The organism is Pantoea septica (assembly GCF_002095575.1).
Lineage (GTDB): Bacteria > Pseudomonadota > Gammaproteobacteria > Enterobacterales > Enterobacteriaceae > Pantoea > Pantoea septica.
The window spans coordinates 121,376-148,346 of record NZ_MLJJ01000004.1; the positions used below are offsets into that span (position 1 = coordinate 121,376).

General features: G+C 53.4%; 32 protein-coding genes. 23 read left to right on the top strand and 9 right to left on the bottom strand.

What is annotated here, in order from left to right:
- Nucleotides 1-43: 43 nt before the first annotated feature.
- Nucleotides 44-1,174, bottom strand: coding sequence for a FliC/FljB family flagellin (locus tag HA46_RS03405; RefSeq protein WP_084882172.1), 1,131 nt, complete (start codon nucleotides 1,172-1,174; stop codon nucleotides 44-46).
- A 622-nt stretch (nucleotides 1,175-1,796) separates the two neighbouring features.
- Between HA46_RS03405 and fliD the strand changes: the two genes are divergently transcribed.
- Genes fliD through HA46_RS03420 form a run of 3 tightly spaced genes read left to right on the top strand, consistent with a single transcriptional unit; the run spans nucleotide 1,797 to nucleotide 4,061 of the window.
- Entirely contained in the window at nucleotides 1,797-3,272 is a 1,476-nt protein-coding gene (gene fliD / locus HA46_RS03410) for a flagellar filament capping protein FliD (RefSeq protein WP_084882173.1), read from the top strand.
- 53 nt (nucleotides 3,273-3,325) lie between these two features.
- Entirely contained in the window at nucleotides 3,326-3,706 is a 381-nt protein-coding gene (fliS, locus tag HA46_RS03415; RefSeq protein ID WP_084882174.1) for a flagellar export chaperone FliS, read from the top strand.
- 16 nt (nucleotides 3,707-3,722) lie between these two features.
- Nucleotides 3,723-4,061, top strand: a complete 339-nt coding sequence (locus HA46_RS03420; protein WP_084882175.1) for a flagellar protein FliT — start codon at nucleotides 3,723-3,725, stop codon at nucleotides 4,059-4,061.
- A gap of 60 nt (nucleotides 4,062-4,121) precedes the next feature.
- On the opposite strand, the gene HA46_RS03425 is transcribed toward HA46_RS03420, so the two are convergent.
- From HA46_RS03425 to fliE, 8 genes are all read right to left on the bottom strand, one after another.
- Nucleotides 4,122-4,541 (bottom strand): flagellar protein FlhE, encoded by a 420-nt coding sequence (locus tag HA46_RS03425; RefSeq protein WP_084882176.1) that lies wholly within the window; start codon nucleotides 4,539-4,541, stop codon nucleotides 4,122-4,124.
- Entirely contained in the window at nucleotides 4,538-6,643 is a 2,106-nt protein-coding gene (flhA, locus tag HA46_RS03430) for a flagellar biosynthesis protein FlhA (protein WP_425298741.1), read from the bottom strand. The genes HA46_RS03425 and flhA overlap by 4 nt, the downstream gene beginning before the upstream one ends.
- Nucleotides 6,633-7,784: a flagellar biosynthesis protein FlhB gene (gene flhB / locus HA46_RS03435; RefSeq protein ID WP_084882177.1), complete on the bottom strand. Its 1,152-nt coding sequence runs from the start codon at nucleotides 7,782-7,784 to the stop codon at nucleotides 6,633-6,635. The genes flhA and flhB overlap by 11 nt, the downstream gene beginning before the upstream one ends.
- A gap of 61 nt (nucleotides 7,785-7,845) precedes the next feature.
- Nucleotides 7,846-8,487, bottom strand: coding sequence for a protein phosphatase CheZ (gene cheZ / locus HA46_RS03440; RefSeq protein ID WP_084882209.1), 642 nt, complete (start codon nucleotides 8,485-8,487; stop codon nucleotides 7,846-7,848).
- A 4-nt stretch (nucleotides 8,488-8,491) separates the two neighbouring features.
- A complete protein-coding gene (cheY, locus tag HA46_RS03445) occupies nucleotides 8,492-8,881 on the bottom strand; it encodes a chemotaxis response regulator CheY (RefSeq protein ID WP_033792015.1) in 390 nt (129 codons plus the stop codon).
- Between the two features lie 67 nt (nucleotides 8,882-8,948).
- Nucleotides 8,949-9,986 carry a protein-glutamate methylesterase/protein-glutamine glutaminase gene (locus HA46_RS03450; RefSeq protein WP_084882178.1) on the bottom strand — a complete coding sequence of 346 codons (1,038 nt, stop codon included), beginning with the start codon at nucleotides 9,984-9,986 and terminating at the stop codon, nucleotides 8,949-8,951.
- Nucleotides 9,983-10,849, bottom strand: a complete 867-nt coding sequence (locus HA46_RS03455) for a CheR family methyltransferase (RefSeq protein WP_084882179.1) — start codon at nucleotides 10,847-10,849, stop codon at nucleotides 9,983-9,985. The genes HA46_RS03450 and HA46_RS03455 overlap by 4 nt, the downstream gene beginning before the upstream one ends.
- Before the next feature lie 137 nt (nucleotides 10,850-10,986).
- Nucleotides 10,987-11,322 carry a flagellar hook-basal body complex protein FliE gene (gene fliE / locus HA46_RS03460; RefSeq protein ID WP_084882180.1) on the bottom strand — a complete coding sequence of 112 codons (336 nt, stop codon included), beginning with the start codon at nucleotides 11,320-11,322 and terminating at the stop codon, nucleotides 10,987-10,989.
- Between the two features lie 338 nt (nucleotides 11,323-11,660).
- On the opposite strand from fliE, the gene fliF reads away from it, so the two are divergent.
- The 20 genes from fliF (at nucleotide 11,661) to HA46_RS03560 (ending at nucleotide 26,949) form a co-directional block, all read left to right on the top strand.
- Nucleotides 11,661-13,277: a flagellar basal-body MS-ring/collar protein FliF gene (gene fliF, locus HA46_RS03465; protein WP_244277500.1), complete on the top strand. Its 1,617-nt coding sequence runs from the start codon at nucleotides 11,661-11,663 to the stop codon at nucleotides 13,275-13,277.
- Nucleotides 13,274-14,260, top strand: coding sequence for a flagellar motor switch protein FliG (gene fliG, locus HA46_RS03470; RefSeq protein WP_084882182.1), 987 nt, complete (start codon nucleotides 13,274-13,276; stop codon nucleotides 14,258-14,260). Before fliF ends, fliG begins: the two co-directional genes overlap by 4 nt.
- Nucleotides 14,253-14,957, top strand: a complete 705-nt coding sequence (locus HA46_RS03475) for a flagellar assembly protein FliH (RefSeq protein ID WP_084882210.1) — start codon at nucleotides 14,253-14,255, stop codon at nucleotides 14,955-14,957. Before fliG ends, HA46_RS03475 begins: the two co-directional genes overlap by 8 nt.
- A gap of 3 nt (nucleotides 14,958-14,960) precedes the next feature.
- On the top strand, nucleotides 14,961-16,337 hold the full coding sequence (gene fliI / locus HA46_RS03480; RefSeq protein WP_084882183.1) for a flagellar protein export ATPase FliI: 1,377 nt from the start codon (nucleotides 14,961-14,963) through the stop codon (nucleotides 16,335-16,337).
- Nucleotides 16,338-16,348: 11 nt separating this feature from the next.
- Nucleotides 16,349-16,798 (top strand): flagellar export protein FliJ, encoded by a 450-nt coding sequence (gene fliJ, locus HA46_RS03485; protein ID WP_084882184.1) that lies wholly within the window; start codon nucleotides 16,349-16,351, stop codon nucleotides 16,796-16,798.
- Nucleotides 16,795-18,171 carry a flagellar hook-length control protein FliK gene (locus HA46_RS03490; RefSeq protein WP_244277498.1) on the top strand — a complete coding sequence of 459 codons (1,377 nt, stop codon included), beginning with the start codon at nucleotides 16,795-16,797 and terminating at the stop codon, nucleotides 18,169-18,171. The genes fliJ and HA46_RS03490 overlap by 4 nt, the downstream gene beginning before the upstream one ends.
- A 142-nt stretch (nucleotides 18,172-18,313) precedes the next feature.
- Nucleotides 18,314-18,817: a flagellar basal body-associated protein FliL gene (fliL, locus tag HA46_RS03495; protein WP_084882185.1), complete on the top strand. Its 504-nt coding sequence runs from the start codon at nucleotides 18,314-18,316 to the stop codon at nucleotides 18,815-18,817.
- Between the two features lie 5 nt (nucleotides 18,818-18,822).
- Nucleotides 18,823-19,815, top strand: a complete 993-nt coding sequence (gene fliM, locus HA46_RS03500; protein WP_084882186.1) for a flagellar motor switch protein FliM — start codon at nucleotides 18,823-18,825, stop codon at nucleotides 19,813-19,815.
- Nucleotides 19,816-19,822: 7 nt separating this feature from the next.
- A complete protein-coding gene (gene fliN / locus HA46_RS03505) occupies nucleotides 19,823-20,200 on the top strand; it encodes a flagellar motor switch protein FliN (protein ID WP_084882187.1) in 378 nt (125 codons plus the stop codon).
- Nucleotides 20,200-20,598 carry a flagellar biosynthetic protein FliO gene (gene fliO, locus HA46_RS03510; RefSeq protein WP_084882188.1) on the top strand — a complete coding sequence of 133 codons (399 nt, stop codon included), beginning with the start codon at nucleotides 20,200-20,202 and terminating at the stop codon, nucleotides 20,596-20,598. The genes fliN and fliO overlap by 1 nt, the downstream gene beginning before the upstream one ends.
- A 32-nt stretch (nucleotides 20,599-20,630) precedes the next feature.
- Nucleotides 20,631-21,347: a flagellar type III secretion system pore protein FliP gene (gene fliP, locus HA46_RS03515; RefSeq protein ID WP_376746390.1), complete on the top strand. Its 717-nt coding sequence runs from the start codon at nucleotides 20,631-20,633 to the stop codon at nucleotides 21,345-21,347.
- 10 nt (nucleotides 21,348-21,357) lie between these two features.
- The gene (fliQ, locus tag HA46_RS03520) at nucleotides 21,358-21,627 is read left to right on the top strand and encodes a flagellar biosynthesis protein FliQ (RefSeq protein WP_084882189.1); all 270 of its coding nucleotides are present in this window, start codon (nucleotides 21,358-21,360) and stop codon (nucleotides 21,625-21,627) included.
- A 1-nt stretch (nucleotide 21,628) separates the two neighbouring features.
- On the top strand, nucleotides 21,629-22,405 hold the full coding sequence (gene fliR, locus HA46_RS03525) for a flagellar biosynthetic protein FliR (protein ID WP_033792001.1): 777 nt from the start codon (nucleotides 21,629-21,631) through the stop codon (nucleotides 22,403-22,405).
- Between the two features lie 126 nt (nucleotides 22,406-22,531).
- Nucleotides 22,532-22,870 (top strand): DUF3561 family protein, encoded by a 339-nt coding sequence (locus tag HA46_RS03530; RefSeq protein WP_376746389.1) that lies wholly within the window; start codon nucleotides 22,532-22,534, stop codon nucleotides 22,868-22,870.
- A 154-nt stretch (nucleotides 22,871-23,024) separates the two neighbouring features.
- Entirely contained in the window at nucleotides 23,025-23,339 is a 315-nt protein-coding gene (ftsB, locus tag HA46_RS03535; protein WP_033752087.1) for a cell division protein FtsB, read from the top strand.
- Nucleotides 23,340-23,342: 3 nt separating this feature from the next.
- Nucleotides 23,343-24,059: a 2-C-methyl-D-erythritol 4-phosphate cytidylyltransferase gene (gene ispD / locus HA46_RS03540; protein WP_084882190.1), complete on the top strand. Its 717-nt coding sequence runs from the start codon at nucleotides 23,343-23,345 to the stop codon at nucleotides 24,057-24,059.
- Nucleotides 24,059-24,541 carry a 2-C-methyl-D-erythritol 2,4-cyclodiphosphate synthase gene (gene ispF, locus HA46_RS03545; RefSeq protein WP_033792059.1) on the top strand — a complete coding sequence of 161 codons (483 nt, stop codon included), beginning with the start codon at nucleotides 24,059-24,061 and terminating at the stop codon, nucleotides 24,539-24,541. Before ispD ends, ispF begins: the two co-directional genes overlap by 1 nt.
- Nucleotides 24,538-25,587: a tRNA pseudouridine(13) synthase TruD gene (gene truD / locus HA46_RS03550; protein ID WP_084882191.1), complete on the top strand. Its 1,050-nt coding sequence runs from the start codon at nucleotides 24,538-24,540 to the stop codon at nucleotides 25,585-25,587. Before ispF ends, truD begins: the two co-directional genes overlap by 4 nt.
- A complete protein-coding gene (gene surE, locus HA46_RS03555; protein ID WP_033791995.1) occupies nucleotides 25,568-26,329 on the top strand; it encodes a 5'/3'-nucleotidase SurE in 762 nt (253 codons plus the stop codon). The genes truD and surE overlap by 20 nt, the downstream gene beginning before the upstream one ends.
- The gene (locus HA46_RS03560; RefSeq protein WP_084882192.1) at nucleotides 26,323-26,949 is read left to right on the top strand and encodes a protein-L-isoaspartate(D-aspartate) O-methyltransferase; all 627 of its coding nucleotides are present in this window, start codon (nucleotides 26,323-26,325) and stop codon (nucleotides 26,947-26,949) included. Before surE ends, HA46_RS03560 begins: the two co-directional genes overlap by 7 nt.
- The last annotated feature ends 22 nt before the right edge of the window (nucleotides 26,950-26,971 follow it).

The following is a 26,971-nucleotide window of genomic DNA, read 5'->3' on the forward strand; positions in this document are numbered from 1 at the left end:
GAGGCGGCTGGGCGTTTGCATCTAAAGGATATGGGAGTCGTACTTAGCGCAGCAGAGACAGGACGTTCTGCGGAACCTGGTTTGCCTGAGCCAGTACGGTCGTACCAGCAGACTGCAGGATATTAGCGCGGCTCATGTTGGAAACTTCGGTCGCGTAGTCAGCGTCCAGGATGCGTGAACGTGATTCAGTCAGGTTGTTCACGGTGCTGTTCAGGTTGCTGATAACAGAGTCAAAGCGGTTCTGGGCAGCACCCAGACCTGAGCGCAGTTTGTCAACCTGGGCCAGCGCGGCATCGATAACCTCTGTCATCGGTTTGCCCTTCATTGCAGCAACCTCATCATCTGACAGATCGGTGCCTGCGGCAAAAGCGACGGATGCCGGTGTACCGTTGGCGGTATCCTCAGGAGTAACAGTCGCGGTCACGGTGGTCTGTACTTTAGTACCGTCTGATTTAGCACCAATAGCGATATAGCTTACAGTACCGTCATCAGCCGTTTTCGCATAGATGTCACCCTTACCACCTGCGCCAAACAGATCTTCTTTAGCTTTAGCAAAATCTGCATCGCTGATTTTTACTTTGTTGGTACCATCATCAATAGTGGTGTTTGCGCCTACTTTAGCACCGAAACCTGTACCTACTGCATCGGCGACGTCAAAGTCAGCCAGGCCCAGCGTATCCGCGTTAATTTTATTCAGGTCAAGTTCGATAGTTTCACCATCGTTTGAACCCACCTGGATAGTCATGGTCTGATCTTTGCTCAGGACTTTCACGCCGTTGAATTCAGTCTGGTCAGAGATGCGGTTAATCTCTTCCAGGCGCGCATTGATTTCGTCCTGAATTGACTGGCGGTCAGAATCAGAGTTGGTGCCGTTAGCAGCCTGAACAGCCAGACGGCGGATATTCTGCAGGTTGTCGTTCACTTCATTCAGCGCACCTTCGGTAGTCTGCGCAATGGAGATACCGTCGTTTGCGTTGCGTGAAGCCTGAGTCAGGCCGGTGATGCTTGCGGTAAAGCGGTTGCTGATTGCCTGACCTGCAGCGTCATCTTTTGCGCTATTGATACGCAGACCTGAAGAGAGACGCTCAATTGCGGTGCCCAGAGAAGACTGAGATTTGTTCAGGTTGTTTTGCGCAACCAGACTTAATGAGTTGGTATTAATTACCTGTGCCATGATGATTTCCTCTTATTGGTATAACTCATGTTTAAAAACGTCGATAACTATTTATCTTTCGTTCCGCTCACATTGAAAATATCGGTGCGTTCTTTTTTTTTCTAAAATTTTAAATCGGTTTTTTTTCTGATTGTTCAGAAAATAAGCAGGGAGAGGGCGGGCAATATAAAGAGGCAGAGCACATAGACTGGCCATCCTCTTTACCGTTAGAGAATATCGGCAGGTATCAAATGCTCGATAACCTTGAATTAATGCAGCTATAACGGTCGTTTGACCCGCTGCAGCAAAATAGGGATGCGAAGAGCTTTTTAATTGGTTGATAAGTTTTGGTTTTTATTTAAGCCTAATCCGGCTGCCTGAGAGATGCCTAAATAGAACGTAGAAAAAGAGCGCGCATTGAGCAAGATAATCTCATATAGTAACGGTGGGGAAGGAATGAGATATTAATGTTATAAACTTTGTGGAAGTGTAAATTTAATTAGGCTTTCGGATAAGTCACAAGACGATGTCTGCGCTTTTGACGTTTTTTCATTCTGCCAGCGGCAGAAATTTTTATTATTTTATTGTTGCTGACCGTTATTTTAAGAGGCAATCTTTCAAATAACTGACGAAGGAGTAAAAAATGACGACTATGACGTCATTGGGTATCGGTTCTGGTCTTGATTTGCAAACCATGCTAACCCAGCTGCAGGCCGCTGAGCAAACACGCCTGAGTCCTTATACTTCACTACAAAAGAGCTACGAGTCTAAAATTTCTACCTGGGGCAAAATCTCCAGCGGTTTATCCAGCCTGAAAAAGAGTGTCGAAACCCTTCAGAAAGATGCGTTTAACACCTTAAGCATCAGTAGTAATAATGCGTTTAGCGCTACCGCGACCTCAGAGGCGAGTGCCGACAGCCATGAGATTACGGTTATGCAGCTGGCAACCGCGCATAAAATCAAAACCGCCACAAAACCCAGCGCGGATGACGATCTCGGAAGCAGCAGCGACGAGCGCACCATTAAAATCACGCAGGGAAACGGTAAAGAGATTGAGGTGACCCTGAAGCAGGATGAAACCTCGCTTAATGATATCGCCAAGGCGATCAACAAGCAGGGCGGGGATGTCAAAGCCACGGTTCAGCGCACTGATGAGGGTTATCAGCTGATGCTCAGCTCGAAAACCACCGGTAGCGATGGCGCCATTTCGGTAGACGTGGAAGGCGATGAGGATCTTGCCGGCATCCTGAACTGTCATAATGGCGGCTCATCTGTTGATGAAAATGGTAATCCCACTAACGGGGATGCCATGCAGGTTGTAACCGAAGCGCAGGATGCAAAATTACGCGTTGACGGCAGTAACTATACCCACTCCAGCAATGATATTTCCGATATTATCACTGGCGTTACCCTGAATCTGAAGGCGGTGTCTGAAAAAGAGGGGGACAGTTATAAATCTGAGCAGCTGACGCTGACGAAAGATAGTTCTGCTATCAAAAAGAGTCTGCAAGATTTTGTTAAGCAGTATAACGCATTGCTTTCGACCACGAATGATGCAGCCAAGTATGTGCCTAACGACACTTCTGGCCTGACAGATGAAGATATTGCAAAACCGAACAGCAGCAATGGTGCACTGGTGGGCGACTCAATGCTGCGTGGCATGGTCGGCGATATTCGCTCTACCGTTAACGGTGTCTTTGGTGACAGCGGCGCGGATTACGCTTCACTGGCCGATATCGGGATTACTATTGATGCGACAACCGGACAAATGACGCTGAATGACAGCAAACTGGACGAAGCTATCGCTGATAATCCCGATCAGATTGCCAATATTTTTCAGGATCATAACGGCCAGAAAGGCATGGCCAACACGCTAAACGATATTATCGTCAGCTTTATCGGCGATGAAGACAGCAAAATTGACGGTCAGATCAAAAGCACCACCGACAGCCTCGACGATCAGGTAAAAATCGTTAAGGGACAAATCGATAAAATGCAGAAGCTGGTGGATGCACAGGTAGAACGCTATCGCGTTCAGTTCCAGAATCTGGATGCCACCATGTCTAAAATGACCAGCATGAGCAATGCATTGACTAGCCTGATGACCTCGCTCTCCTGAAGATAACCACACGGGGCGATATAGCGCCCCTTTAAACTTACACAGAGATAATCATGTATTCCGCAAAAGGAATTCAGGCTTACGCTCAGGTTAGCCTGCAAAGTAAATTAAGCGGCGCCACGCCTCATCAGCTGATCACCATGTTGTTTGACGGTGCGCATAATGCGTTGATCAGAGCCAAACTCTGTATAGCGCAGGGCAAGATTGCTGAACGAGGTGAAATGATCTCTAAAGCGATTAACATCATTGAGAGTGGACTACGCGGCGCGCTGGACCGTGAAAAAGGTGCGCATATCGCCGAGGAGCTTGACACATTGTATGACTATTTTTCGCGCACGCTTCTTCAGGCAAACCTGCATAACGATCCGGCCCTTATTGATCACGTTGACGAACTCCTGATGAATATCGCCAGCGCCTGGAAAGAAATTGAATAACGTGAGTAAATGTTAAATGCATACGGTTGAAACGGTAAGCCTTAAAAAGATTATGGCATCCAACGAGATGCTGTTGAACCTCGCGCGTGAGGAGAAATGGGATGATTTTATGGAAATGGTCGAAAAATATATCATTTATCTGCATGATTTCATCAAAAGACAAGCCGAAATCGATGGGGAGGGCGAGAAAGAGAGACTACGTCATACCTTGCAGAAACTGCTACGGAATGAAGAAGAGATAGTGCAAAGATTACAACGCCATCTGAACGTGTTGTCGAATAAAATGACATTATTAAAACAGGGGAAAAAATGCGCTCAGGCGTATTCAGCTCAAAATTTGCAGTCGTTTCATTAATAATAATGGGCCAGCGCTTTCGCTGACTGGCCCATCTTCTTCTCTCACGGTTCTCTCTGCTTATTGCCCGCTCTCCTGGTAGCTAATGGTTAATTGATTGCTCACAACGTTTAATGCGGGTATCAACTGTCCTTTATGCTGAACAGAATAGATAAAACGAAAAGGGCCATGCGGCGAGAGCTGAAGCTGCTGATTGAGTTTGCCGCTCAGGCCGGGAAGCTGTAGGCAACGTTCAGGGGTACAGAGCTTTATTCGCAGAGCCAGGGGCGGCGGGGACAGCAGCGTAATGCGCCACTGAATACCTGTTGTGGTGGCGCGGGCGCTGAGCCCCGCTGGAGGCGTAAGGGGATGACTGACCAGGATCTGTTGCCCGCGGCTGACGATGCCGCCATGACTTTTACCACTCCAGGCACCGCTGGCAGCCAGGAGCGGCAGTGGCAGCAGAAAAAACAGCGCGCTTATCCTGACTGACGCGCTCATTGTCTTCCACCTATTATATTGCTCATGCGAACGCTGCGATTGCCGCTGATCTCCATAGTAGAAAGCACTACCAGCTGTGGACAAGTGCGGCGCAGAAAGCGCGACAGCATCATACGCAGCGGCTGACTCACCAGTAAAACAGGCGGCAAGCCGAAAGATTCCTGTTTCTGAATAGCGATTTCCGTCTGACTCAGCAAGTTTTCGGCGATGCCCGGCTCCAGCGCGCTGCCGGTCTGCAGCGACTGCATAAGCACTTTCTCGAGGCCCGTATCCAGACCAATGACTTCAAGTTCGTTGCTGTTCTGGAACCACTGTTGAGTAATCGCGCGCCCCAGCTTAATACGCACCTGCGCCGTCAGTTCGTCGCACTCTTTCTGCACCGGTGCATACTCTGCCAGCGTCTCCAGGATGGTGCGCATATCGCGGATGGAAACCTGCTCGGCGAGCAGGTTTTGCAGTACCTTATGGAACTGGGTAAGGGTAATGATTTCAGGAATCAACTCCTCAACCATTTTAGGCATCTCTTTACTGAGACGCTCGAGTAGCGCCTGCGTCTCCTGGCGGCCAAACAGCTCGTCAATATGCGTACCAATAAGATGATTAAGATGCGTTGCGACCACTGAACTGGGATCAACAACCGTAAAGCCCAGCATTTGCGCCTGTTCACGCTGAACCTCGTTTATCCACCATGCAGGTAAGCCAAATGCGGGATCCTGGCAGGGTTCACCTTCAAGCTCGCCGGTGGCGCAGCCAGGGTTAATGGCCATCCAGCGATCGGGCTGAACGCTGCCGCGGCCGATTTCTACCCCTTTCATCAGGATGCGATAGTCCCCTGGCGCCAGGTCGAGGTTATCCCGTATATGCACCGCAGCGGGCAGAAAACCCATATCCTGGGCAAACTTTTTACGGATACCTCGAATACGCGTAAGCAGTTCACCGTTTTGTTCGGCATCCACCATAGGGATCAGGCGATAGCCGACCTCCAGCGCCATCACATCCTCTATCTGTACGTCTGACCAGGAGGCTTCTACTGCCTGCGACGCACCTGCCAGCGCAGCACTGTTCTCATCGGCGCTCAGATGATGCCGATGAGCGGCGCTGGCTGCGCTACCGTCACCGCGTAGCCACCATGCCAGACCCAGCAGGGCGCCGGTAAAGAGCAGAAACACAAAATTGGGCATGCCAGGGATCATCCCAAGCAGGCCAATAACAGCAGCGGCCAGCACCATTACGCGTGGGTTGGTAAACAGCTGGGTAATGATCTGTTCGCCAACATCTTGCTCGGTCGCAACGCGCGTTACGATAACGCCGGCGGCTGTAGAGATAATAAGCGCCGGGATTTGCGCGACCAGTCCATCACCAATCGTTAGAAGCGTGTAGGTGGAGCCGGCTTCAGCGAAAGACATGTCGTGCTGGATAACCCCCACCAGCAGCCCGCCCACAATGTTGACGCCCATGATCAGTAAACCCGCGATAGCGTCGCCACGCACAAACTTACTGGCACCGTCCATTGAACCGTAAAAGTCAGATTCTTGCGTGACCTCATTACGACGTCGTTTCGCCTCTTCCTCGCCAATCAGACCAGCGTTAAGATCGGCATCGATCGCCATCTGCTTACCCGGCATGCCGTCCAGTACAAAGCGCGCGCCCACTTCCGCAATACGACCCGCGCCCTTGGTAATAACCATAAAGTTGATGATGATCAGAATGGCGAAAACCACGATACCGATGGCAAAGTTACCGCCGACAAGAAAATGGCCGAAGGCCTCGACCACCTGTCCTGCCGCCGCCGCGCCAGTGTGCCCGTCCATCAAAATAATACGGGTAGAGGCGACGTTAAGCGCCAGCCTGAGCAGCGTAGAAAAAAGCAGCACGGTTGGAAAGGCGGCAAACTCCAGCGTTTTCTGGGTAAACATCGCCACCAGAAGGATCATCAGCGACAGTACGATATTGAAGGTGAACAGCATATCCAGCACGAATGCGGGTAGAGGCAGCACCATCATAGACAGGATCATCATGATCAAGACCGGGCCTGCAAGGATCTGCCACTGCGTCTCTTTTAGTCCAGGCAAACGAAGTTTAGTGGTAATGTTACCTATCATTTTGAATCTCATGATTGAAGTCCAGTGCTGCAGGCACCGGCAGGTTAGCTGGGGTCTTAGGCTTCAGGCCGCCACTGGCACGCCAGCGCCTTAACCCGTATACCCAGGCGAGAACTTCCGCTACCGCACTGTAAAGCGCTGCGGGGATGGGTTCGCCGATTTCACAATGGCGATAGAGCGCGCGCGCCAGCGGCGGAGCTTCCAGCATAGGAAGATGATGTTCCTTGGCTATTTGCCGAATGCGTAACGCAATGAGGCCCGTTCCTTTTGCCAGTACGACCGGCGCGGCCATGTTGCCCTCTTTGTATTGAATGGCGATAGAGTAGTGGGTAGGGTTATTGACGATGACGTCGGCATGAGGGACATCAGACATCATGCGTCTGTTAGCGGCTGCACGCTGTATCTGGCGTATTTTCCCTTTGACCTGCGGGTTTCCTTCCTGCTCTTTAAATTCATCGCGAATTTCCTGGCGCGTCATACGCAATTTCTTGATATGACTAAAGATCTGATAAATCACATCGTAAGCAGCCATCGGTAATATTGAAACTGCCGCCAGCAGCGAGCACTTCAGAATGAGCGTTACCGCGTCGCTCATCGCGGTTTTAGAGGGCTCGGCAGAGAGCTGGATCATATGCTCCCAATTGGATCGAAGAAAAAGCGTACAGCTCATTGCGACCAGCATCACCTTTAACACGCTTTTAAACAGCTCTGAAAAGAGCTGCCCGGAGTAGATGCGCTTGAGACCGGCAAGCGGCGAAAGCCGCTTCAGATCAAACTTGATCGACTTACCGCTGAGCAGAAGCCCGCCCAGAAGCATGGGGGCGGTAAGGCCGACCAGGTAGAGTCCCGCAGAAAAAGGCAGCAGAGCAGTCACGCCCTCAAGGAACAGCGTGCATAGTCGAGTGAGCAGAAGCCCGGGGTCGAGCAGCAGTGAATGCTCAAATGACAGCCCCTGCCGTAATAGCCGGGCCAGCTGACGCACCATGTGTTCACCCGCCATGCTCAACAGGGCCCAACCGGTCAGCAGTAGCAAGAGTGACGTAAGCTCTTTGGAACGCGGGATTTGCCCCTCTTTACGTGCTTTTTCAAGTCGGTGGGGCGTAGGGGCTTCAGTTTTTTCTGCGTCGCTCTCTTCTGCCATACGTTGTTAATTGCCCTGACGGCAACTCTCTTTTTAAGGTGATTAAGGAATATCGCAGGACTTAAAAGCCCAGACTTTCGAGCAGATCGTCGACTTGATCCTGGGATGCGACCACGCCAGCTTCATGCATATTGATTGGAGGGCCGTTTTTCAGACTATCTTTAACGCTTTCCGCCGCCGGTGGTTGTTCAGGCATGTTTTCTACTAAAACCTGAATCAGCTCTTTCTCAATATCGCCGATCAAAGCCATCATGCGTTTGATCACCTGCCCGGTAAGATCCTGAAAATCCTGCGCCATCATGATTTCCATCAGCTGCTCATTCGTTTGGCAGGCGATCTGCGGCACCTCTTTGATGAACTGACGGGTATCGATCACCAGCTGCTGGGCGACCGACGCATCTACAGGAGCGGCAAACCAGTCATCCCAGCGCCGATCAAGCGGCTGCGCGTATTGGGTGAGCCGGTCCTGAAGAGGGCGCGCGGTTTCTACGCAGGTCAGCACGCGATCGGCAGCTTGCGACGTTTTGCCGACAACGTAGTTAAGTCGATCCCGCGCATCCGGGATCGCTTCCGCTGCGTCCATAATGGCGCGATCGAGTCCAAGATTAATCATGCTGTCGCGCAGCAGGCGAGCAAGGCTGCCGATACGGGAGAAAACGTCTTTAAAATTATCGTCCTGATGGGAATTTGTATTATGATTCATGGTGTTACCAACCAAGCTTCTCGAAGATCTTTCCTAGCTTCTCTTCCAGCGTAGCGGCAGTAAAAGGCTTCACGACATAGCCGTTGGCGCCAGCCTGGGCGGCTGCGATAATGTTCTCTTTTTTGGCTTCAGCCGTAACCATTAGCACGGGCAATTTGCTGAAAACTTCATGATTACGAATTTCAGTCAGCAGCTGTAAGCCATCCATATTGGGCATATTCCAGTCGCTGATAATGAAATCGCACGTTGAGCGGCGCAGTTTATTCAGCGCATCGACACCGTCTTCAGCTTCCTCAACGTTGGTAAAACCAAGATCTTTCAATAGATTGCGTACAATCCTGCGCATAGTGGCAAAATCATCAACAACCAAAAACCGCAAGTTTTTATCAGTCATAGCATTGTGTTCCTGAAACAGTTGAACCTGCCGCTGATGCGGCATAACGTGTTATTTCAAAGGGCAATTAACCGCAGCGATCCTGCGTTAATAATGCGCTTAACAGGCGTTGGCCTATTTTTTCGAGATCGAGAATTTCGCAGACGGCACCCAACCTGACGGCCTCTCGCGGCATGCCGTAAACCACACAGCTCTTTTCGCTCTGCGCCAGTGTCCAGGCGCCTGCCCGGCGCATTTCAAGCATTCCCTGCGCGCCGTCGTTTCCCATACCGGTTAAAATGGCGCCTGCCGCATGGTTACGCGCTGCACATGCAACCGATTTAAATAACATATCGACGGAAGGACGATGACGGTTGACCGGCGGCGCATCGCTGAGCCTGATCTGATAGCCCTGCGGGGCGGAAGCCAGCTCCATATGCATTCCTCCCGGCGCGATATACGCGTGACCAGGCAGCACTTTTTCGCCTTGTTCGCTCTCCTTCACTTTTATTGAGCAAATTTTATCCAGCCTGTCAGCAAAAGAGCGGGTGAAGCCCGGGGGCATATGCTGTGTAATCACTAAAGGCGGACAGGTGGCAGGCATTGAAAGCAGTACCTGCGTCAGCGCTTCGGTGCCACCGGTGGAAGCACCAAGCGCAATAATTTTTTTGCTGCCAAAGCGCTGCATGGGTGCAGGCTTAGGGGGCGTAAAGCATCGTTGTAAACGGCTCTGAGAAGCGATGCGGATTTTTTCCGTGATGATCTCGCTGAACAGGCCAAGATTTTCATTCTGGCTAAGCTGTGGCTTCGTGACAAAATCCACGGCGCCCAGCGAGAGCGCGCAGAGCGTAATGTCAGAATTGTGCCTGGTGAGCGAAGAGACCATCACCACGGGCATCGGACGCAGACGCATCAGCCTTTCAAGGAAGTCGAGCCCGTCCATATGCGGCATTTCTACATCCAGCGTTAGCACGTCAGGATTATGTAGCTTGATTAAATCACGCGCCGCCAGGGGATCGGGCGCGACGGCAACCATCTCCATATCAGGCTGATCATTGACGATTTCACGTATGATTTTTCGAATTAGCGCTGAGTCATCGACGCTAAGTACTTTGATCTTTTTCATCGATTTTTGGCTTCCAGAGCGTAGACGGACTGACCGCGCAGGCGAAACGGGCTGGCAAGATGGACAAAATTCTCTGAATGACCGACGAACAGGAGCCCGCCGGGCTTCAGCATTTTTGCAAAGCGCGTTAAGAGCTGTTGCTGTGTTTTCCTGTCAAAATAGATCATGACGTTACGGCAAAATATGGCGTCAAAAGGCGCAGGAACGTCCCAGCTGCAATCCAGCAAATTAAGTTGTTTGAAATGGACCGCCGATCGCAAGGATTGTTTGACCCTGACACGATCCTGGTTAATGCCGGTGCCGCGCAAAAAGTGATTTTTTTTCTGATCCTTTGTCAGACAGTCAATATCAGCCAGACGGTAAATACCCATCTGCGCTTTACCTAATACGGCTGTATCTATATCTGTTGCCCATACGCGCGGGCCAATGTTATTCGGCCCCAGGCTCTCTTCAAGCGTCATGGCAATCGAATAAGCCTCTTCACCCGTAGAAGCAGCGTTACACCAGACGCAATACCCTGCTGCACGCAGACGCGCATGTTCGGCTAATACCGGGAAGTGATAGGCTTCGCGGAAAAAAGATGTCAGATTCGTTGTCAGGGCGTTAATAAATGTTTGCCATTCTTCACCCGTCGGATGGGCTTCCAGCAGCGCGATATATTCGTTAAAATCTGACAAATTAAGGTCGCGTAATCGACGTGAAAGCCGATTGACCACCATATCGCGCTTTTGTGAAGTCAAAACAATACCGGCACGTTGATAAATAAGCCTGCTGACTTTTGCTAATTCTTGATCTGAAAGTGAATGCTTTGTGAACCGGCTGGTATATTCTGGTTCCACTGGGTTGTGATAGCGGTTAAACATATTATTCCAGTCAAAGGCAAGCGGCGGGCGAACTGCTCTGTTTGCAGCCCGACATGGAAATGCGCACAAAGCCAGACAAGGTTACATTGTGCAGATCTGAACACGCTGGAACATCACGGCAGCGACGAACCGTCGAGTTAAACTGGCATGCTCATAATTTCCTGATAAGCACTGACCATTTTGTTACGCATCTGTATACCAAAGTTCAGGGCAATAGATGACTTTTGCATAGAAACCATCACATCATTTAGGCCTACGCCGGGTTTCCCGGAAATATAATCCTGAGAGAGCGTGCGCGCTTGCTGCTGCATATTATTAACATCATTAATACTGTTTGCTAATATGCCTGAAAACGTTTGGCTGGCATCTGGCTGCTGGCCAAAGTCAATTTTCCCAAACGAATGGATAGATGTGCTGCTTTCAGCCTGCTGCTTAATTTTTTGCAGCACAGTGTTCATTGCCTGAATAGACATCAGCTTTCTCTCTCTGGTTAATTATCTCTGAAGCATTAAGACGGGGTTGAGTTTTTTATATATATTTGGTGGAGGTATTATAAGCAAAAAAAGCCCATTCAGGATGCAGCAATAAGCTAACAGAAATTTCAGCTTATCAGACATTAGCTTTTCGCCAAATTAACCGATAATAATCGCTCTTTAAATTCTCGGTGAATTGTTAGCCTGCGTTACCAATGTTGCTTTCCAGATTGCGACTAAGGGCGATTGTGTTTCCAGGGCGTCACTTAATTTCTGATACAGGATTACGGCATGACTGCCAAAAAAAAGATAAAACATCGAACAATACAGTCAATGTAATGGCTGCATTGGAGCGTATCCGGGCTAATCCAAAAATCACCCTGATCTTTTCCGCTACCTTATTAATTACCCTGTTGATAGCAATGCTGTTCTGGGCGAGAACCCCAGATTATCGCGTGCTCTATGGCAATATCAGCGAGCAGGATGGCGGAGCGGTGATTGCACAACTTCAGCAGATGCAGATCCCCTATCGCTTCGAGCAGGGCGGTGCCCTTATGGTACCGGAAGATAAGGTGTACGAAGTGCGCCTCAAACTTGCTCAGCAGGGGTTGCCAAAGGGCGGGGCGGTCGGTTTTGAGCTGCTCGACCGCGAAAAATTCGGTATCAGCCAGTTCAGCGAGCAGATCAACTATCAGCGCGGCCTTGAAGGCGAGCTTTCACGTACTATCGAAACGCTGGGGCCGGTTCAGCATGCCCGGGTTCACCTGGCGATTCCTAAGCCTTCGCTATTTGTTCAGGAGCAAAAGGCGCCCTCCGCGTCAGTGACGCTGAATTTGCAGTCTGGGCGTACGCTGGATGCGGAGCAGGCTAACGCTATCGCCTATCTGGTTTCTAGCGCGGTGTCTGGCCTTGCAGCCGATAAAGTGACCATTCTGGACCAAAACGGCCATCTGCTTTCGCAGAGCGGAGAACGCGCTGTTCAAACCTCTCAGCTGAAATACACCCATGATATCGAAGAAGATTATCAGCGTCGTATCCAGGCGATTCTGGCACCTGTTGTCGGCGCGGGCAATGTGCGGGCACAGGTCACCGCGCAAGTTGATTTCACCTTTCATGAGCAAACATCGGAGCAGTATCAGCCTAATACGGCGCCTGAGCAGATGGCGATCCGCAGTCGTCAAAGCAACGTCACCGAGCAGGGAGGACGCAAAGGACCTGAAGGTGTGCCGGGCGCGCTTTCTAACCAACCCCCCACGCCTGCCAAAGCGCCTGTTACAAAAGATAACAAGCAGAACACAGACTCCAGCACTGCCAGCACCCATACGACGCTGGTTCCCTGGAGCAGCGATAAAGGCGAAACCACTAACTATGAGCTGGATCGTACGCTGACCCACACCCGTCGTAACCTCGGCACGCTGGTACGTCTTTCAGCGGCCGTGGTGGTGAACTATCAAAATGACAGCGAAGGCAAAGCGCAGCCAATTAGTGAAGAACAGCTGAAGCAGATCGAATTGCTGGTCAAAGAGACGATAGGCTTCACGGCCGCACGGGGCGATTCGGTTAACGTGGTCAACACCGCCTTTAAAGTTGATGAGCACGCAGACAAAATTCCTGAGTTCTGGAAACAGCCTGCGTTTATCAACCTGATGATATCGGCTGCGCGGTATCTGCTGGTGATCATTGTGGGACTCGTGCTTTGGCGCAAGCTGGTGCAGCCCGCCTGGTTCAGACATCAGGAATTTGTTCGTCAGCGCTATGAGCTGGAAGATGCAGCCCGTGAAGCGGAAATCAACGCCCGCAAGGCGCAGGAAGAAAAACGCGGACTGGAGAAGGCACAGCAGCGTGTTGATATGGAGGTAGGAACGCAGCAGCTGCGCGATCTGGCCGCTAACGAACCTCAGCTTATTGCGCTTGTTATCCGTCAGTGGCTGAACCAGGAGCAAAAGAAACCATGAATGCATTTGAAAAAAGCGCCATTTTAATGCTCACGCTAGGGGAAGAGCGCGCTGCCGATGTTTTCAAACATTTAAGTACCCACGAAGTGACACAAATCAGTGGTTCAATGGTCACGATGAGCAGCTTTACCCACGAGCAACTTTCAAAAGTGCTTGAGGATTTTAAGCGTGACTCAGATGAATTCGCTGCGCTGAACATTAATACCAATGATTATCTGCGCAGCGTACTGGTGAAAGCGCTGGGCGAAGAGCGCGCCAGCAGCCTGCTGGAAGATCTGCTGGAGTCGCAGAGCAATGCCAATGGTATTGAAACGCTAAATCTGATGGATCCGGTATCGGTGTTTGATCTGATCCGGGAAGAGCATCCGCAGATCATCGCCACTATCCTGGTGCATCTGAAGCGCAACCAGGCTGCTGATGTACTGGCGAAATTTGAAGAGCGCGAGCGCAACGACATTATGTTGCGTATCGCCACCTTCGGCGGTGTCCAGCCTGCCGCGCTGCAGGAGCTGACAGAAGTGCTCGACAGTCTGTTGCATGGTCAGAACATCAAGCGCAGCAAAATGGGCGGCATACGTCCTGCTGCTGAAATACTTAACCTGATGAAATCGCAGTTTGAAGAAGCGGCGATTGAAGCGGTACGCGAGTTCGATCAAGAGCTGGCGCAAAAAATTATCGACGAAATGTTCCTGTTCGAGAAGCTGGTGGAGGTCGAAGATCGCAGCATTCAGCGTATTTTGCAGGAAATCAACAACGAGTCGCTGCTGATCGCCCTAAAAGGAGCGGAGCCAGCACTGCGCGAGAAATTCTTCAAAAATATGTCGAAGCGTCAGGCGGATATTATGCGGGAAGATCTCGTGTCGCGCGGCCCTGTACGCATGTCCCAGGTTGAGGCGGAACAGAAAAACATTCTGATGGTCGTTCGTCGCCTGGCCGAAGCTGGCGACATTACGATAGGAGGCAGCGAAGATGTCTATGTCTGAGTTGAATCCTGTCGGTGCGTGGCGCACCTGGGTTCCCGCTAATTTGCTGGAAGAAAGCAGTCTGCCAACAGAGCCGCAGCTTCCTGTTAGTGACGCGATAAGCCCTCTTTCCGAAGAACATATTCAGCTTGAGCTAAACCGATGCCGTGAACAGGCGAAAAAACAGGGATTTGCCGAGGGGCTGGCGCAAGGCCATGAAGAAGGCCGGGCGCAGGGGTTTCAGGAAGGGTTACTGCAGGGGCAACAGCAGGGCGCCGAGCAGGCGCTGAGCGAGGCGCGTGAGCGGCAGGAGCAGATTAACGGGCGCCTCAGTCAGCTTATTGATGGCTTTGAGGAGGCGCTAAACCAGCTCGACAGGGTTATACCGGCCCGCCTGATGCAGCTGGCATTAACCGCTGCGCGCAGCATCGTGGGAAAACAGATCCAGTGCGATCACTCTATTTTGCTGGAAAACATTCAGCAACTGCTGGCGAAAGAGCCGCTATTTAAGGGCGATATACATCTGTGGGTCAGCGCTTCTCAGCTGGCGACAGTGCAGTCGGAGTTTGGCGTGCTGCTTGAGAGCCGGGGCTGGACGCTGCATGGCGATGCGGCCCTTTCTCCTGGCGGTTGTCGTATTAGCGCGGAGGAGGGGGAGCTGGATGCCAGTATCGATACCCGCTGGCAGCAGCTTTGCGAACTGAGTCGTGAGGATTAGCCTATGAGTTCTCTCCTGAGCGGCTGGCTGACGCAGCTAGACAGACGCGAAAAGCAGCTCAACGCGCTGAATCCCTGGCGACACTATGGCCGGCTGGTGCGTGCGACAGGTCTGGTTATGGAGGCGGTAGGGCTAAAGCTCTCGATTGGCACTATCTGTCTGATTGAACGCAATATTGGCTGTGGCAAAGATAACGTAGAAGCTGAAGTCGTCGGGTTTAACGGCCAGACCCTGTTTCTGATGCCGCTAGAAAATGTTGACGGCATTTTGCCCGGCGCCCGTGTTTACCCGGCAAGCAACGGCGCGACCTCAGAAGAGGGAAAAGTGCTGCCGCTGGGCAACGCTCTGCTGGGACGCGTACTGGACGCCAGTGCCCGGCCGCTGGACGGCCTTCCTCCGCCTTTATGTACGTCGCCAGGCTCGCTGTTTACCGCGCCTTTTAACCCGCTGTTACGTGACCCCATCAAGCAGGTGCTAGACGTCGGCGTGACTGCCATCAATGGCCTGCTTACCGTAGGTCGGGGCCAGCGTATGGGGTTGTTTGCCGGATCGGGCGTCGGTAAAAGCGTGCTGCTGGGCATGATGGCGCGTTATACCAAAGCGGACGTTATCGTTGTTGGCTTGATTGGTGAGCGTGGTCGCGAAGTAAAAGATTTTATTGAGAATATCCTGGGGGAAGAGGGACGCCGGCGCGCGGTGGTCATCGCGGCACCTGCCGACGTCTCGCCGATACTGCGTATGCAGGGCGCGGCCTATGCAACGCGTATCGCAGAGGATTTTCGCGAGCAGGGCTTGAATGTACTGCTGATTATGGACTCCCTGACGCGATACGCCATGGCGCAGCGTGAGATCGCGCTGGCTATCGGGGAACCGCCAGCAACCAAGGGCTACCCTCCTTCCGTCTTCGCTAAATTGCCTGCGCTGGTTGAGCGCGCGGGCAATGGTATCAAAGGGGGCGGATCGATTACGGCATTCTATACGGTACTGACCGAGGGCGACGATCAGCAGGATCCTATCGCAGATTCCGCGCGCGCCATCCTTGATGGCCACGTTGTGCTGTCGCGTCGGCTGGCTGAAGCCGGTCACTATCCCGCTATTGATATTGAGGCCTCAATCAGCAGGGCGATGACGGAACTGATTGACCGCGAGCACTATCGTAAAGTGCAAACATTCAAACAGCTGCTCTCCTCGTATCAGCGTAATCGCGATCTGATCAGCGTAGGGGCCTACGCCGCTGGAAGCGATCCGCTGCTAGATCAGGCGATCGCGCTGTTTCCGCAGATGGAAAATTACCTGCGTCAGCATATTCATGACAGCGTTAGCTATGAGGAGGCGCTGGCGCGGCTCAACCAACTTTTCCCTGAACCTTCCGGACAATAAGCAGGTATTTAATGGCTAATCATTCTCCAATGGATGTATTACGCAATCTTGCCGAGCAGACGCTGGATGAGGCGACTCGTTCATTGGGGCAGTCCCGGCAGGCGCATCAGGACGCACTCCGGCAGCATAATGAGCTGCTTGGTTATGAACGAGAGTATCGTCAGCAGTTGCAGAATTGCGCCGTTACGAAAAGTGTTCCGGTTCAGCACTTGCTCAACTACAGCGCTTTTATACGCTCTCTGGAGGAGGCGGCAAAACAGCATCAAGGGCACGTTAGGGCCTGTGAGCAGGCTGTTTCACGCTCCCTGGCCACCTGGCGCAACGATAAAAAACGTTTCAACGCCTTCACGACGTTAAAAGAGCGCGCTGATGCCGTTACGGCACTTAAGCAAACCCGACAGGAGCAAAAAATGATGGATGAGTTTGCCCAGCGTGCCAGCATGAAAAAAGAGGGATTATGATTATCCAGAATTTGCCACACTTAGCTGAGCCATCGGCTAAAACAAGCCAGGCTGATGCAGAGCAACCCGAGAGCAGTTTTGCCACCACGCTTCAGGAAAAAATGGCGCCTGGCATGGACAAACCGCAGCGTAAAAGCAGGCACCCGGCAACGGATACAGGGCCTGCTTTAACAGGGGGGCTGCTGCTTCCTCCGTCAATGACGCCTGTTCAGCCCCAGCAGAGTGCGCCGCAGACGTTATCATTGATTTCGAATGAGTCAATATCCGTTACTACGGCCACCCTGAATACGGCAGCCCTGAATACGGCAGCCCTGGACACGGCAGTCCTGGATACCAACATTAAGAGAGGGCCTGAATGGGCTACCTCCACGATTGCGTCAGCGACCACGACCACGACCACAACCACAACCACAACCACGACCGCAGACGTGACTGCGGTTACCGCAGCGGCAGCGGAAAAAGAGGCTGCTGCGTTATCACTTCCGGCATCCTCCTCATCGGACACCCACTCCGGGCATAGCGATGCCGCCCAGTCCATAAAGAGTACGCCGGCTTCAGAGCGCGTAGCGCCGTTATCAACGGCCGGGCAGCTGGTCACGCAGGCGTCAGATACGCCAGTAGAAAAGAGCCTTATGCTGCCTGTCGATCGCACACCCGCAAAAGTACCGTACCCTGCCGTAGCGGCGGTAGCGGAGCGCGCGACGCCCGCACCACGTGCTCAGGCTGAACCCGGTGCCACGCCTTCTGTAACTATCCCGGCGTCATCCCCTGCCGTGGAGAAAAACCTGACGACAGACGGCGAAATTACCCACCATCAGCCAGTACAGAATGACAGCGTCAGTTTCATCGAGCCTGTCGCTCCGCTGACTGCGAAGGTGTCTCATAGCGTACCGGCATCCGGCGTTAGCGTCGCTGGCTCATTGCATCAAACGCCGGGCACCGCCGCCTGGCAGCAGGAGCTGGGACAGCAGTTGATGCTTTATACACGTAACGGTATACACAATGCGGAGCTGCGCTTAAACCCTAAAGAGCTGGGGGCGCTGCAAATCAATTTGCGTCTTAATAACGATCAGGCCCAACTTCATTTTGTCACCGGCAACCATCAGGTCAAAGCCGCGCTGGAAGCGGCAATGCCGCACTTGCGTACCCTGCTGGATGAATCAGGTATTACGTTAGGGCAGAGTAGTGTTGGCAGTGACGCTTCCGCCTGGAACCAGGCATCGCAACAGCACTCGGACGCCTCCTCCCGGCAGGAAACCCAGCTGAACCGTTCCCTGACGCCAGAAGGGCATGCAGCGCCAGAAATAGAGGGAGAAGCGCCTCTCAGCGCAAGCAGAGTGGTCCTGACGGGCGGCGTTAATATATTTGCCTGATGGCTGGGCTAGAGCTTGAGTTAGTGACACTAATTTCTGCTTATCCGCAAATTGTTTCGGAGGCGGTCTGTATTAACATAGCTGCCTTATACAACATCCAGAAAATTAACGCTGGATGTTTTACGTCAGGATTAAATTAACCATGTCATCAGAAAATGCTTCAGCGCAAGCAGGCAAGAAAAAAAAGCCGCTGCTTGTTTTACTGCTTACGATTATCACGCTGCTTTCCGGCGCAATGGCCGCTTATACCTGGTATGAAATGAAGGAGGTTAAAGCCTCTTTGAATCCTGTGGAAAAAAAGGAAGAGGTGAAAAAAAATGAGCCTGTTATTCCTGTCTATTTACCCATGGAAACTTTTACCGTTAGCCTGCAACCCGATGAGCATGAAGAAGACCGTGTATTATATATTGGCTTAACGCTGCGTCTCGCTGATGAGGAATCAAAATCCCTGATAGAGCAGTTCATGCCAGAGGTGCGCAGCCGACTGTTAGTGGTGCTGAGCCAACAAAAGGCAAGGGAGTTATCGGGTGATGCAGACAAAGTGCGGCTAATTAATCAAATCAAAGAGGTTATCCGTCAGCCGCTATCTCCTGAGCAAAGTGCCAACGTCACTGATGTTTTATTTAATGCCTTTATCATACGGTAAATGTTATGTCTGCCAACAGTTTGTCTCAGGATGAAATTGATCGCCTGTTAAGCGGTGGAAGCAGTGCGCCGGGTGAAGGCGTATCTGGGTTTAGCGAAGAAACGATCAAACCCTACGATCCCAATACCCAGCGGCGGGTAGTACGTGAACGACTTCATTCGCTGGAAATTATTAATGAGCGCTTTGCTCGCCAGTTCCGTATCGGGTTGTTTAACCTCTTGCGTCGCAGTCCTGATATTACGGTTGGCAATATTAAAGTTGAGCCCTATCACGAGTTTGCACGTAATTTACCTGTGCCGACCAACCTGAATTTAGTGCACATGCATCCGTTACGCGGCACCGCGCTTTTTGTTTTTTCGCCAAATTTTGTCTTCATGTCAGTAGATAACCTGTTTGGCGGCGAGGGTCGTTTTCCTACTAAAGTTGAAGGCCGGGAATTTACCCCAACCGAACAGCGCGTTATTAACAGGATGTTGAAAATGGCTCTGGAGGCATATGACTATGCCTGGAGTTCTATTTTTAAATTGCAAACCGAATACGTCAGGGCAGAGATACAGGTGAAATTTACCAATATTACCTCCTCGCCTAACGATATTGTGGTCACAACGCCTTTTTATGTTGATATCGGCGCGCACAGCGGCGAATTCGATATCTGTATTCCATTTAGCATGATAGAGCCTTTGCGTGAATTACTCACTAACCCGCCCAGAGAGAGCACCCGCCAGGAAGATTCAGCGTGGCGCAAAATACTGGCTCATCAGGTGAAAGAAACCGAGCTTGAACTCGTGACGCAGTTTGCTGAAACCTCGTTGCGACTGTCGCAAATCGTCAAGCTACGCAAAGGGGACGTCATCCCGCTCGATAAAATTGAATACGTCGAAGCCAAAGTTGATGGTGTTCCCATACTGACCGGCAAATACGGTGCAGTGAATAATCAGTACGCGCTCAAGGTTGAGAAATTAATCAGCGCGGCCCTCATGTCTTTAAAGAAGGAGTAACGTCTCGATGAGCGATACCAAATCTTCGTCTGGCGCTGACGGCGCTGCTTCAGACGAACTCTGGGGAGAGGCACTGAATGAACAGTTCACTGCCTCTGCAAGCGGTAATCAACATAATTTTGCCGAAGATCTTAATCTGATTCTGGATATTCCGGTCAAGATCACCGTTGAGCTAGGTCGCACCAAAATGACGATCAAAGAGCTGCTCGCACTGAGTCAAGGCTCTGTCGTGGCGCTCGATGGCCTGGCGGGCGAACCCCTGGACATTCTGGTTAATGATTTTCTCATCGCTCAGGGAGAGGTAGTGGTCATTTCCGATAAATTTGGCATACGTATTACGGACATTATTACGCCATCTGAACGCATGCAACGCCTGAGCCGATAATGAACACGCTGCAACAACCCTTGATCCAAACTCCTTCCGAGCCTGTCGCTGGCTCGCTGTTACTTACGTTGGGCGGCGCTCTGGCACTGGTACTGCTGCTGGCCATCGTGGTTGTCAAGGTTGCGCCTTTTTTGGGCATTGGTACGCCAAAAGGTAAAAGCAGCAGACTGCTTGCAGTCAGGGCTAGTGTACCTGTCGGACAAAAAGAACGCGTAGTGGTGGTGGAGGCGGGAGAGCACTGTCTGGTGTTGGGCGTAACGGCACATCATATCAACCTGCTGTCACAGTTTGAAAAAACCGTCATCGATGACACCTTCTCTGCGCCGGCATCGCCAAACGCGTTTTCATCGCTGATAAAGGCGGCTATGCAACGTCACCGCTCTGGGGACAAATCGTGAAAATACGTAATGTCCGCGCTGGCGCCGCGCGCCTGGCGCTGGCGGTCTCGTCACTGCTGCTGCCCGGCTACGCTGTCGCGGCCAACAGCGATATCGTGTTAGGCCAGATGGGCAATGGTCAAAACTGGACTTTATCGCTCCAGACGCTGGTGCTACTGACATCACTGACGCTGTTGCCTGCAGCACTGCTGATGATGACGGGGTTTACCCGAATCATTATTGTGCTGGGGCTGCTGCGCAATGCGCTTGGCACCGCTTCATCGCCGCCCAATCAGGTATTGCTGGGACTGGCACTGTTCCTCACCTTTTTTGTGATGTCGCCCGTGTTTAGCCAGATTTATGATGATGCCTGGCTGCCGCTGTCGCAGGACAAAATTACCATGCAAACGGCGATTGAGACCGGCGTAAAACCGCTGCACGCTTTTATGATGAAGCAGACGCGCGAAGCTGACCTGGCGCTTTTTACCCGTCTGGCGCATAAGGAGACCTTTGCCACGCAGCAAGACGTTCCACTGAGCATCCTGCTGCCCGCATTTGTTACTAGCGAGCTGAAAACCGGCTTTCAAATCGGTTTTACCATTTTCATCCCCTTTCTGATCATCGATCTGGTCATTGCCAGCGTGCTGATGGCGCTGGGCATGATGATGGTGCCGCCCGCCTCAATTTCGCTTCCCTTCAAGCTGATGCTGTTTGTGCTGGTGGACGGCTGGCAGCTGCTGATGGGATCGCTGGCACAAAGTTTCTTCTGAGGGGTAAGCAATGACGCCTGAAAGCGTAATGACACTGGGCTTCCAGGCAATACGTATCGGCCTGACGATCGCCGCACCGCTGCTGCTGGCGGCCCTTTTCAGTGGGCTGATCGTCAGTTTGCTGCAGGCCTGTACCCAGATCAATGAGATGACGCTCTCCTTTATCCCTAAGATTCTGGTACTGGTTGGGGTCATGGTGCTGTTGGGGCCCTGGATGCTGACCCTGTTGCTGGACTATATGCACAATCTTTTTGTTAGCCTGCCGCAGCTGGTGAGATAGCATGAATATTGCGTGGGCCGATCTCCAGGCACTGCTTAATCATTATTTCTGGCCATGGCTGAGATTGCTGGCGCTCTTCAGCGCCGCGCCGGTTTTCAGCGAAAAGCAGCCGGGCAAAAAGGTCAAAATTGCGCTTGCGGTGCTGATAACTCTGCTGGTCGCGCCATCGCTTCCTGCGGTGGCTATTCCAGTTTTCTCTGCTGCGGGCGTCTGGACAGGGGCGAAGCAATTAATTATTGGCGTCAGTATCGGCCTGACTATTCAGATGGCGTTTGTGGCGGTGCGTACCGCAGGCGAAATTATCGGCTTACAGATGGGGCTTTCCTTTGCCACTTTTTTCGATCCTGCCGGCGGTCAAAACATGCCGGTGCTGTCGCGCCTGCTTAATCTGTTTGTTACGCTGCTGTTTCTCTCCTTTAACGGCCACCTGTGGCTGATAGCTATTGTGGTGCAAAGCTTTGAGCGCCTGCCGATTGATGATGCGCCGCTGTTACGTGATGGCTTCTATGCTCTGGTAGAGCACGCGGGCATTATTTTCAGTTATGGGCTAATGCTGGGCTTGCCTGTTGTAACGCTACTGCTGGCTATCAACCTGGCGCTGGGGCTGCTGAATCGCCTGACGCCTCAGCTCTCTATTTTCGTAATAGGATTTCCGCTAACCCTGACCGTAGGAATGCTGTCGCTCTCAATGCTGATGCGAACCCTGACGCCTTTTTTAGAAAATCTATTGCGTCTCTTATTTGATGGGCTTGATGAGATGCTCATGATGTTTATCTGAACCGCTTTCGCGCTGAACAATTCGTAACAATATCCGGCGCGGAGCCGATCGATCTACAGCACAGGCGCGATATCATCAAAGGCCAATTCAACAGCATCACAGATAAAAGAAGATAGTGAGATGCCTGTGAACAGGATAGTTAAATACCATAACATGACGTCATTGCCCGCCTGTCATGAGGATAGAAACCTGCCGCCAGCGTTAAAGCCTTTTCCTGCCGGCGTAATGGGTTTTCTCGCCTGGACGCTGGCGCTCGCCTTACCCTTTATATTTTACGGCGCCAATCTGCTGTTCCTGCTGCTTTATACCTGGCCTTTCTTTCTGGCACTGCTGCCGATCTGCGTATTTACCGGCGTTGCCGTTAGCGTGCTGCTGCGTGGTCACCTTATCTGGACCTTTCTCGTCACGGTGGTTATCGCAGCTATGCTTTTCTGGCTGTTATTTAGCTTGCTGACCGGCCTGTAGGATCGTTTGCGTTTCCCTCTTTATTGCCCTGGTTAATATCTGGCGTTTAGTTACGAAACTTTACTGCCCCTCTCTTTGTCCCCGCTATTTAACCACCAGAGTGGAGTCGAAAGAAAAGTTATGGGATGATTGGGCCGTTTTTCAGGGGGCGGGGATGGGAAAACTGACGTTACTGCTACTGGTGTTGCTCGGCTGGCTGCAATATTCGCTGTGGCTGGGCAAAAACGGTATTCACGACTATACGCGCGTCAATGACGACGTCGCGGTGCAACAGGCGAACAACGCCAAACTTAAAGCGCGTAACGATCAGCTGTTTGCCGAAATTGACGATCTCAATGGCGGCTCAGAAGCGATCGAGGAACGCGCGCGCAATGAGCTGGGCATGATTAAGCCCGGTGAGACCTTCTATCGTCTGGTGCCGGATCAGAACAAACGCAACGCGCAGGCTGCGCAAAACCAACAACGATAACTCATGAACATGCACTCTCTCCCTGCGGGGGTGATCGCCGTGGTGCCCGCTGCCGGTATCGGCAGCCGCATGCAGGCGACCTGTCCTAAGCAGTATCTGACCATTGGTCAGCAGACGCTTCTGGAACACAGCATCGCGCGTCTGTTTTCCCATTCCGCAGTCAAACAGGTGATCGTGGCGCTCAGCCCGGACGACACGCAGTTCGCGTCGCTGCCGGTGGCGCGCGATCCGCGCGTGCTCAGCGTGACGGGCGGCGAGACGCGCGCGGAGTCGGTGCTGGCGGGGCTGCATGCCGCGCAGGGCGCAGACTGGGTGCTGGTGCACGACGCGGCGCGTCCTTGCCTGCACCCTGACGATCTCGCGCGTTTGCTGCAGGTGCGGGAAACCAGCCGCGTTGGCGGCATTCTGGCGGCGCCGGTGCGCGACACCATGAAGCGCGGCGAGCCGGGCGTCGCCGCCGTGGCGCATACCGTCGAGCGTGAAGATCTCTGGCACGCGCTGACGCCGCAGTTTTTTCCTCACCCGCTGCTGACCGCCTGCCTGACGCGCGCGCTGGCGGAAGGCGCGACCATAACCGACGAAGCGTCGGCGCTCGAATATTGCGGCTATCATCCGCTGCTGGTCAGCGGACGCAGTGATAACATCAAAGTCACCCGGCCGGAAGATCTGGCGCTGGCGGCATTTTACTTAACCCAGATTCAGTTAAAGGAGAGCGCATGATGCGTATCGGTCACGGTTTTGACGTTCACGCTTTCGGCGGCGAAGGTCCGCTGGTGATTGGCGGCGTGCGGATCCCGTTTGAGCAGGGTTTTCTCGCCCATTCCGACGGCGACGTAGCGCTGCATGCGCTTACCGACGCGCTGCTTGGCGCGGTGGCGATGGGCGATATCGGCAAGCTGTTTCCCGATACCGATCCCGCCTATAAGGGCGCGGACAGCCGCGGCCTGCTGCGCGAAGCCTGGCGACGCATCGCGGAAAAGGGCTACCGCATCGGCAACGTTGACGTCACCATCATCGCTCAGGCGCCGAAAATGCTGCCCCACGTGCCGCAGATGCGCGTCAATATCGCTGAAGATCTGGGCTGCCATATGGATCAGGTTAATGTCAAAGCAACCACTACCGAGAAGCTGGGCTTTACCGGCCGCGGCGAAGGCATCGCCTGCGAAGCGGTCGCGCTGCTGCTGAAGGCGGATGCGGCATGACGCTGGAGAACATGGCTTTTCTGCACGGCAAGCCGACCGCGCGCGGCATGATCAAAGCGAACCCCGAAGATTTCGTGGTGGTGGAGGATCTCGGGTACGGCGCCGACGGCGAGGGAGAGCATCTGCTGGTGCGCATTCGTAAAACCGGCGCCAATACCCGTTTTGTGGCGGAAGCGCTGGCGAAGTTCCTTGGCGTGCATCAGCGCGATATGAGTTACGCAGGGATGAAAGACCGCCATGCGGTGACCGAGCAGACGCTCTGTTTCCGAATGCCGGGCAATGCGATGCCCGACCTGAGCGGCTTTTCGCTGGAAGGGGTCGATATTCTCGAGGCGACGCGCCACAAGCGCAAGCTGCGCGTCGGCGCGCTGGCGGGTAACGCCTTTCGTCTCGTGGTGCGCCACATCAGCGACCGCGACGCGGTGGAGTCGCGCCTGGCGCTGATCCGCGACGCCGGCGCGCCCAACTACTTCGGCACGCAGCGCTTTGGCCGCGGCGGCAATAACCTGACCATGGCGCAGCAGTGGGCGCGCGGCGAAATCAGCCTGCGCGATCGCAACAAGCGCAGCCTGATCCTCTCGGCGGCGCGCAGCGCGCTGTTTAATCAGGTCACCAGCGCGCGCCTGCAACAGCAGGGCTCGCTAACGCAGGTGATTGAGGGAGACGCGCTGCAGCTCACCGGCCGCGGCAGCTGGTTTGTCGCGCAGGCGGAGGAGCTGAACGAGCTGCAGACCCGCGTCGATCTTCATGAACTGCGCATTACCGCACCGCTGCCGGGACGTGGCGAGCCGGGCCCGCAGGCAGAGGCGCTCGCCTTTGAGCAGCAATCTCTGGCGGGCGCAGCAGAATTGGTTACACTGCTTGAGCGAGAGCGAGTGGATGCGGCGCGGCGCGCGATGCTGGTGGTGCCGCGCGATCTGCGCTGGAACTGGTGGGACGACGTCACGCTGGAGATGCAGTTCTGGCTGCCGGCAGGCAGTTTCGCTACCAGCGTGATTCGGGAACTTCTGCAACAGGAAGGTGACGATGCGGATATTGCTGAGTAATGACGACGGAATTCATGCGCCGGGCATTCAGACGCTGGCAAAGGCGCTGCGCCATATCGCCGAGGTGCAGGTCGTCGCGCCTGACCGCAACCGCAGCGGCGCGTCCAACTCCCTGACGCTGGAGACGCCGCTGCGCACCTTTACCCACGAAAACGGCGATATCGCCGTGCAGATGGGCACGCCAACGGACTGCGTCTACCTTGGCGTCAATGCGCTAATGCAGCCGCGCCCGGATATCGTGGTTTCCGGCATTAACGCCGGCCCTAATCTGGGCGACGACGTTATTTACTCAGGCACTGTGGCGGCGGCGATGGAAGGGCGTCATCTCGGCCTGCCCGCGCTGGCGGTATCGCTCAACGGGCAGCAGCATTACGATACGGCGGCGGCGGTCACCTGCGCGCTGCTGCAGGCGCTGACGCGTGAGCCGCTGCGCACCGGACGTATTCTCAATATCAACGTGCCGGATCTGCCGCTGGAAGAGATCAAAGGCATTCGCGTAACGCGCTGCGGCAGCCGTCATCCCGCCGATCAGGTGATCGCGCAGCAGGATCCGCGCGGCAATACGCTTTACTGGATTGGACCGCCGGGCGAAAAGTTTGATGCCGGCCCGGATACTGATTTTGCCGCTGTGGATCAGGGCTACGTCTCCGTTACCGCTCTGCATGTGGACCTCACCGCGCACAGCGCGCAGGATGTGCTGATTGACTGGCTTGAGAAGTCGGAGGTCAGTCTCGTATGGTGAACCGGCGTATCGAAGCGTTGCTGGCGCAGCTGCGCCAGCAGGGCATCCATGATGAGATCCTGTTAAAGGCCATCGCGGACGTGCCGCGCGAACGTTTTATCGATGAAGCCTTCGAGCATAAGGCCTGGGACAATGTGGCGCTGCCCATCGGTTCCGGGCAGACGATTTCGCAGCCCTATATGGTGGCGCGCATGACCGCGCTGCTGGAGCTGCAACCCCATTCGCGCGTGCTGGAGATCGGCACCGGTTCCGGCTATCAGACCGCCATTCTGGCGCATCTGGTCGATCACGTTTACTCCGTCGAACGCATTAAGGGACTACAGTGGCAGGCAAAACGCCGCCTTAAACAGCTCGACCTGCATAACGTTTCGACGCGCCACGGCGACGGCTGGCAGGGCTGGCCCGCGCGCGGTCCCTTCGATGCCATCATCGTCACCGCCGCGCCGCCGGAAATTCCGATTGCGCTGATTGCGCAGCTCGACGAGGGCGGCATTATGGTGCTGCCGGTGGGCGACGATCAGCAGGTGCTGAAACGTCTGCGCCGCCAGGGTGGCGATATAGTAGAAGAAACTATCGAGCCGGTGCGGTTCGTTCCGCTGGTGCAGGGCGATTTGGCCTGAGATTTACCCTACGTATTTCTTC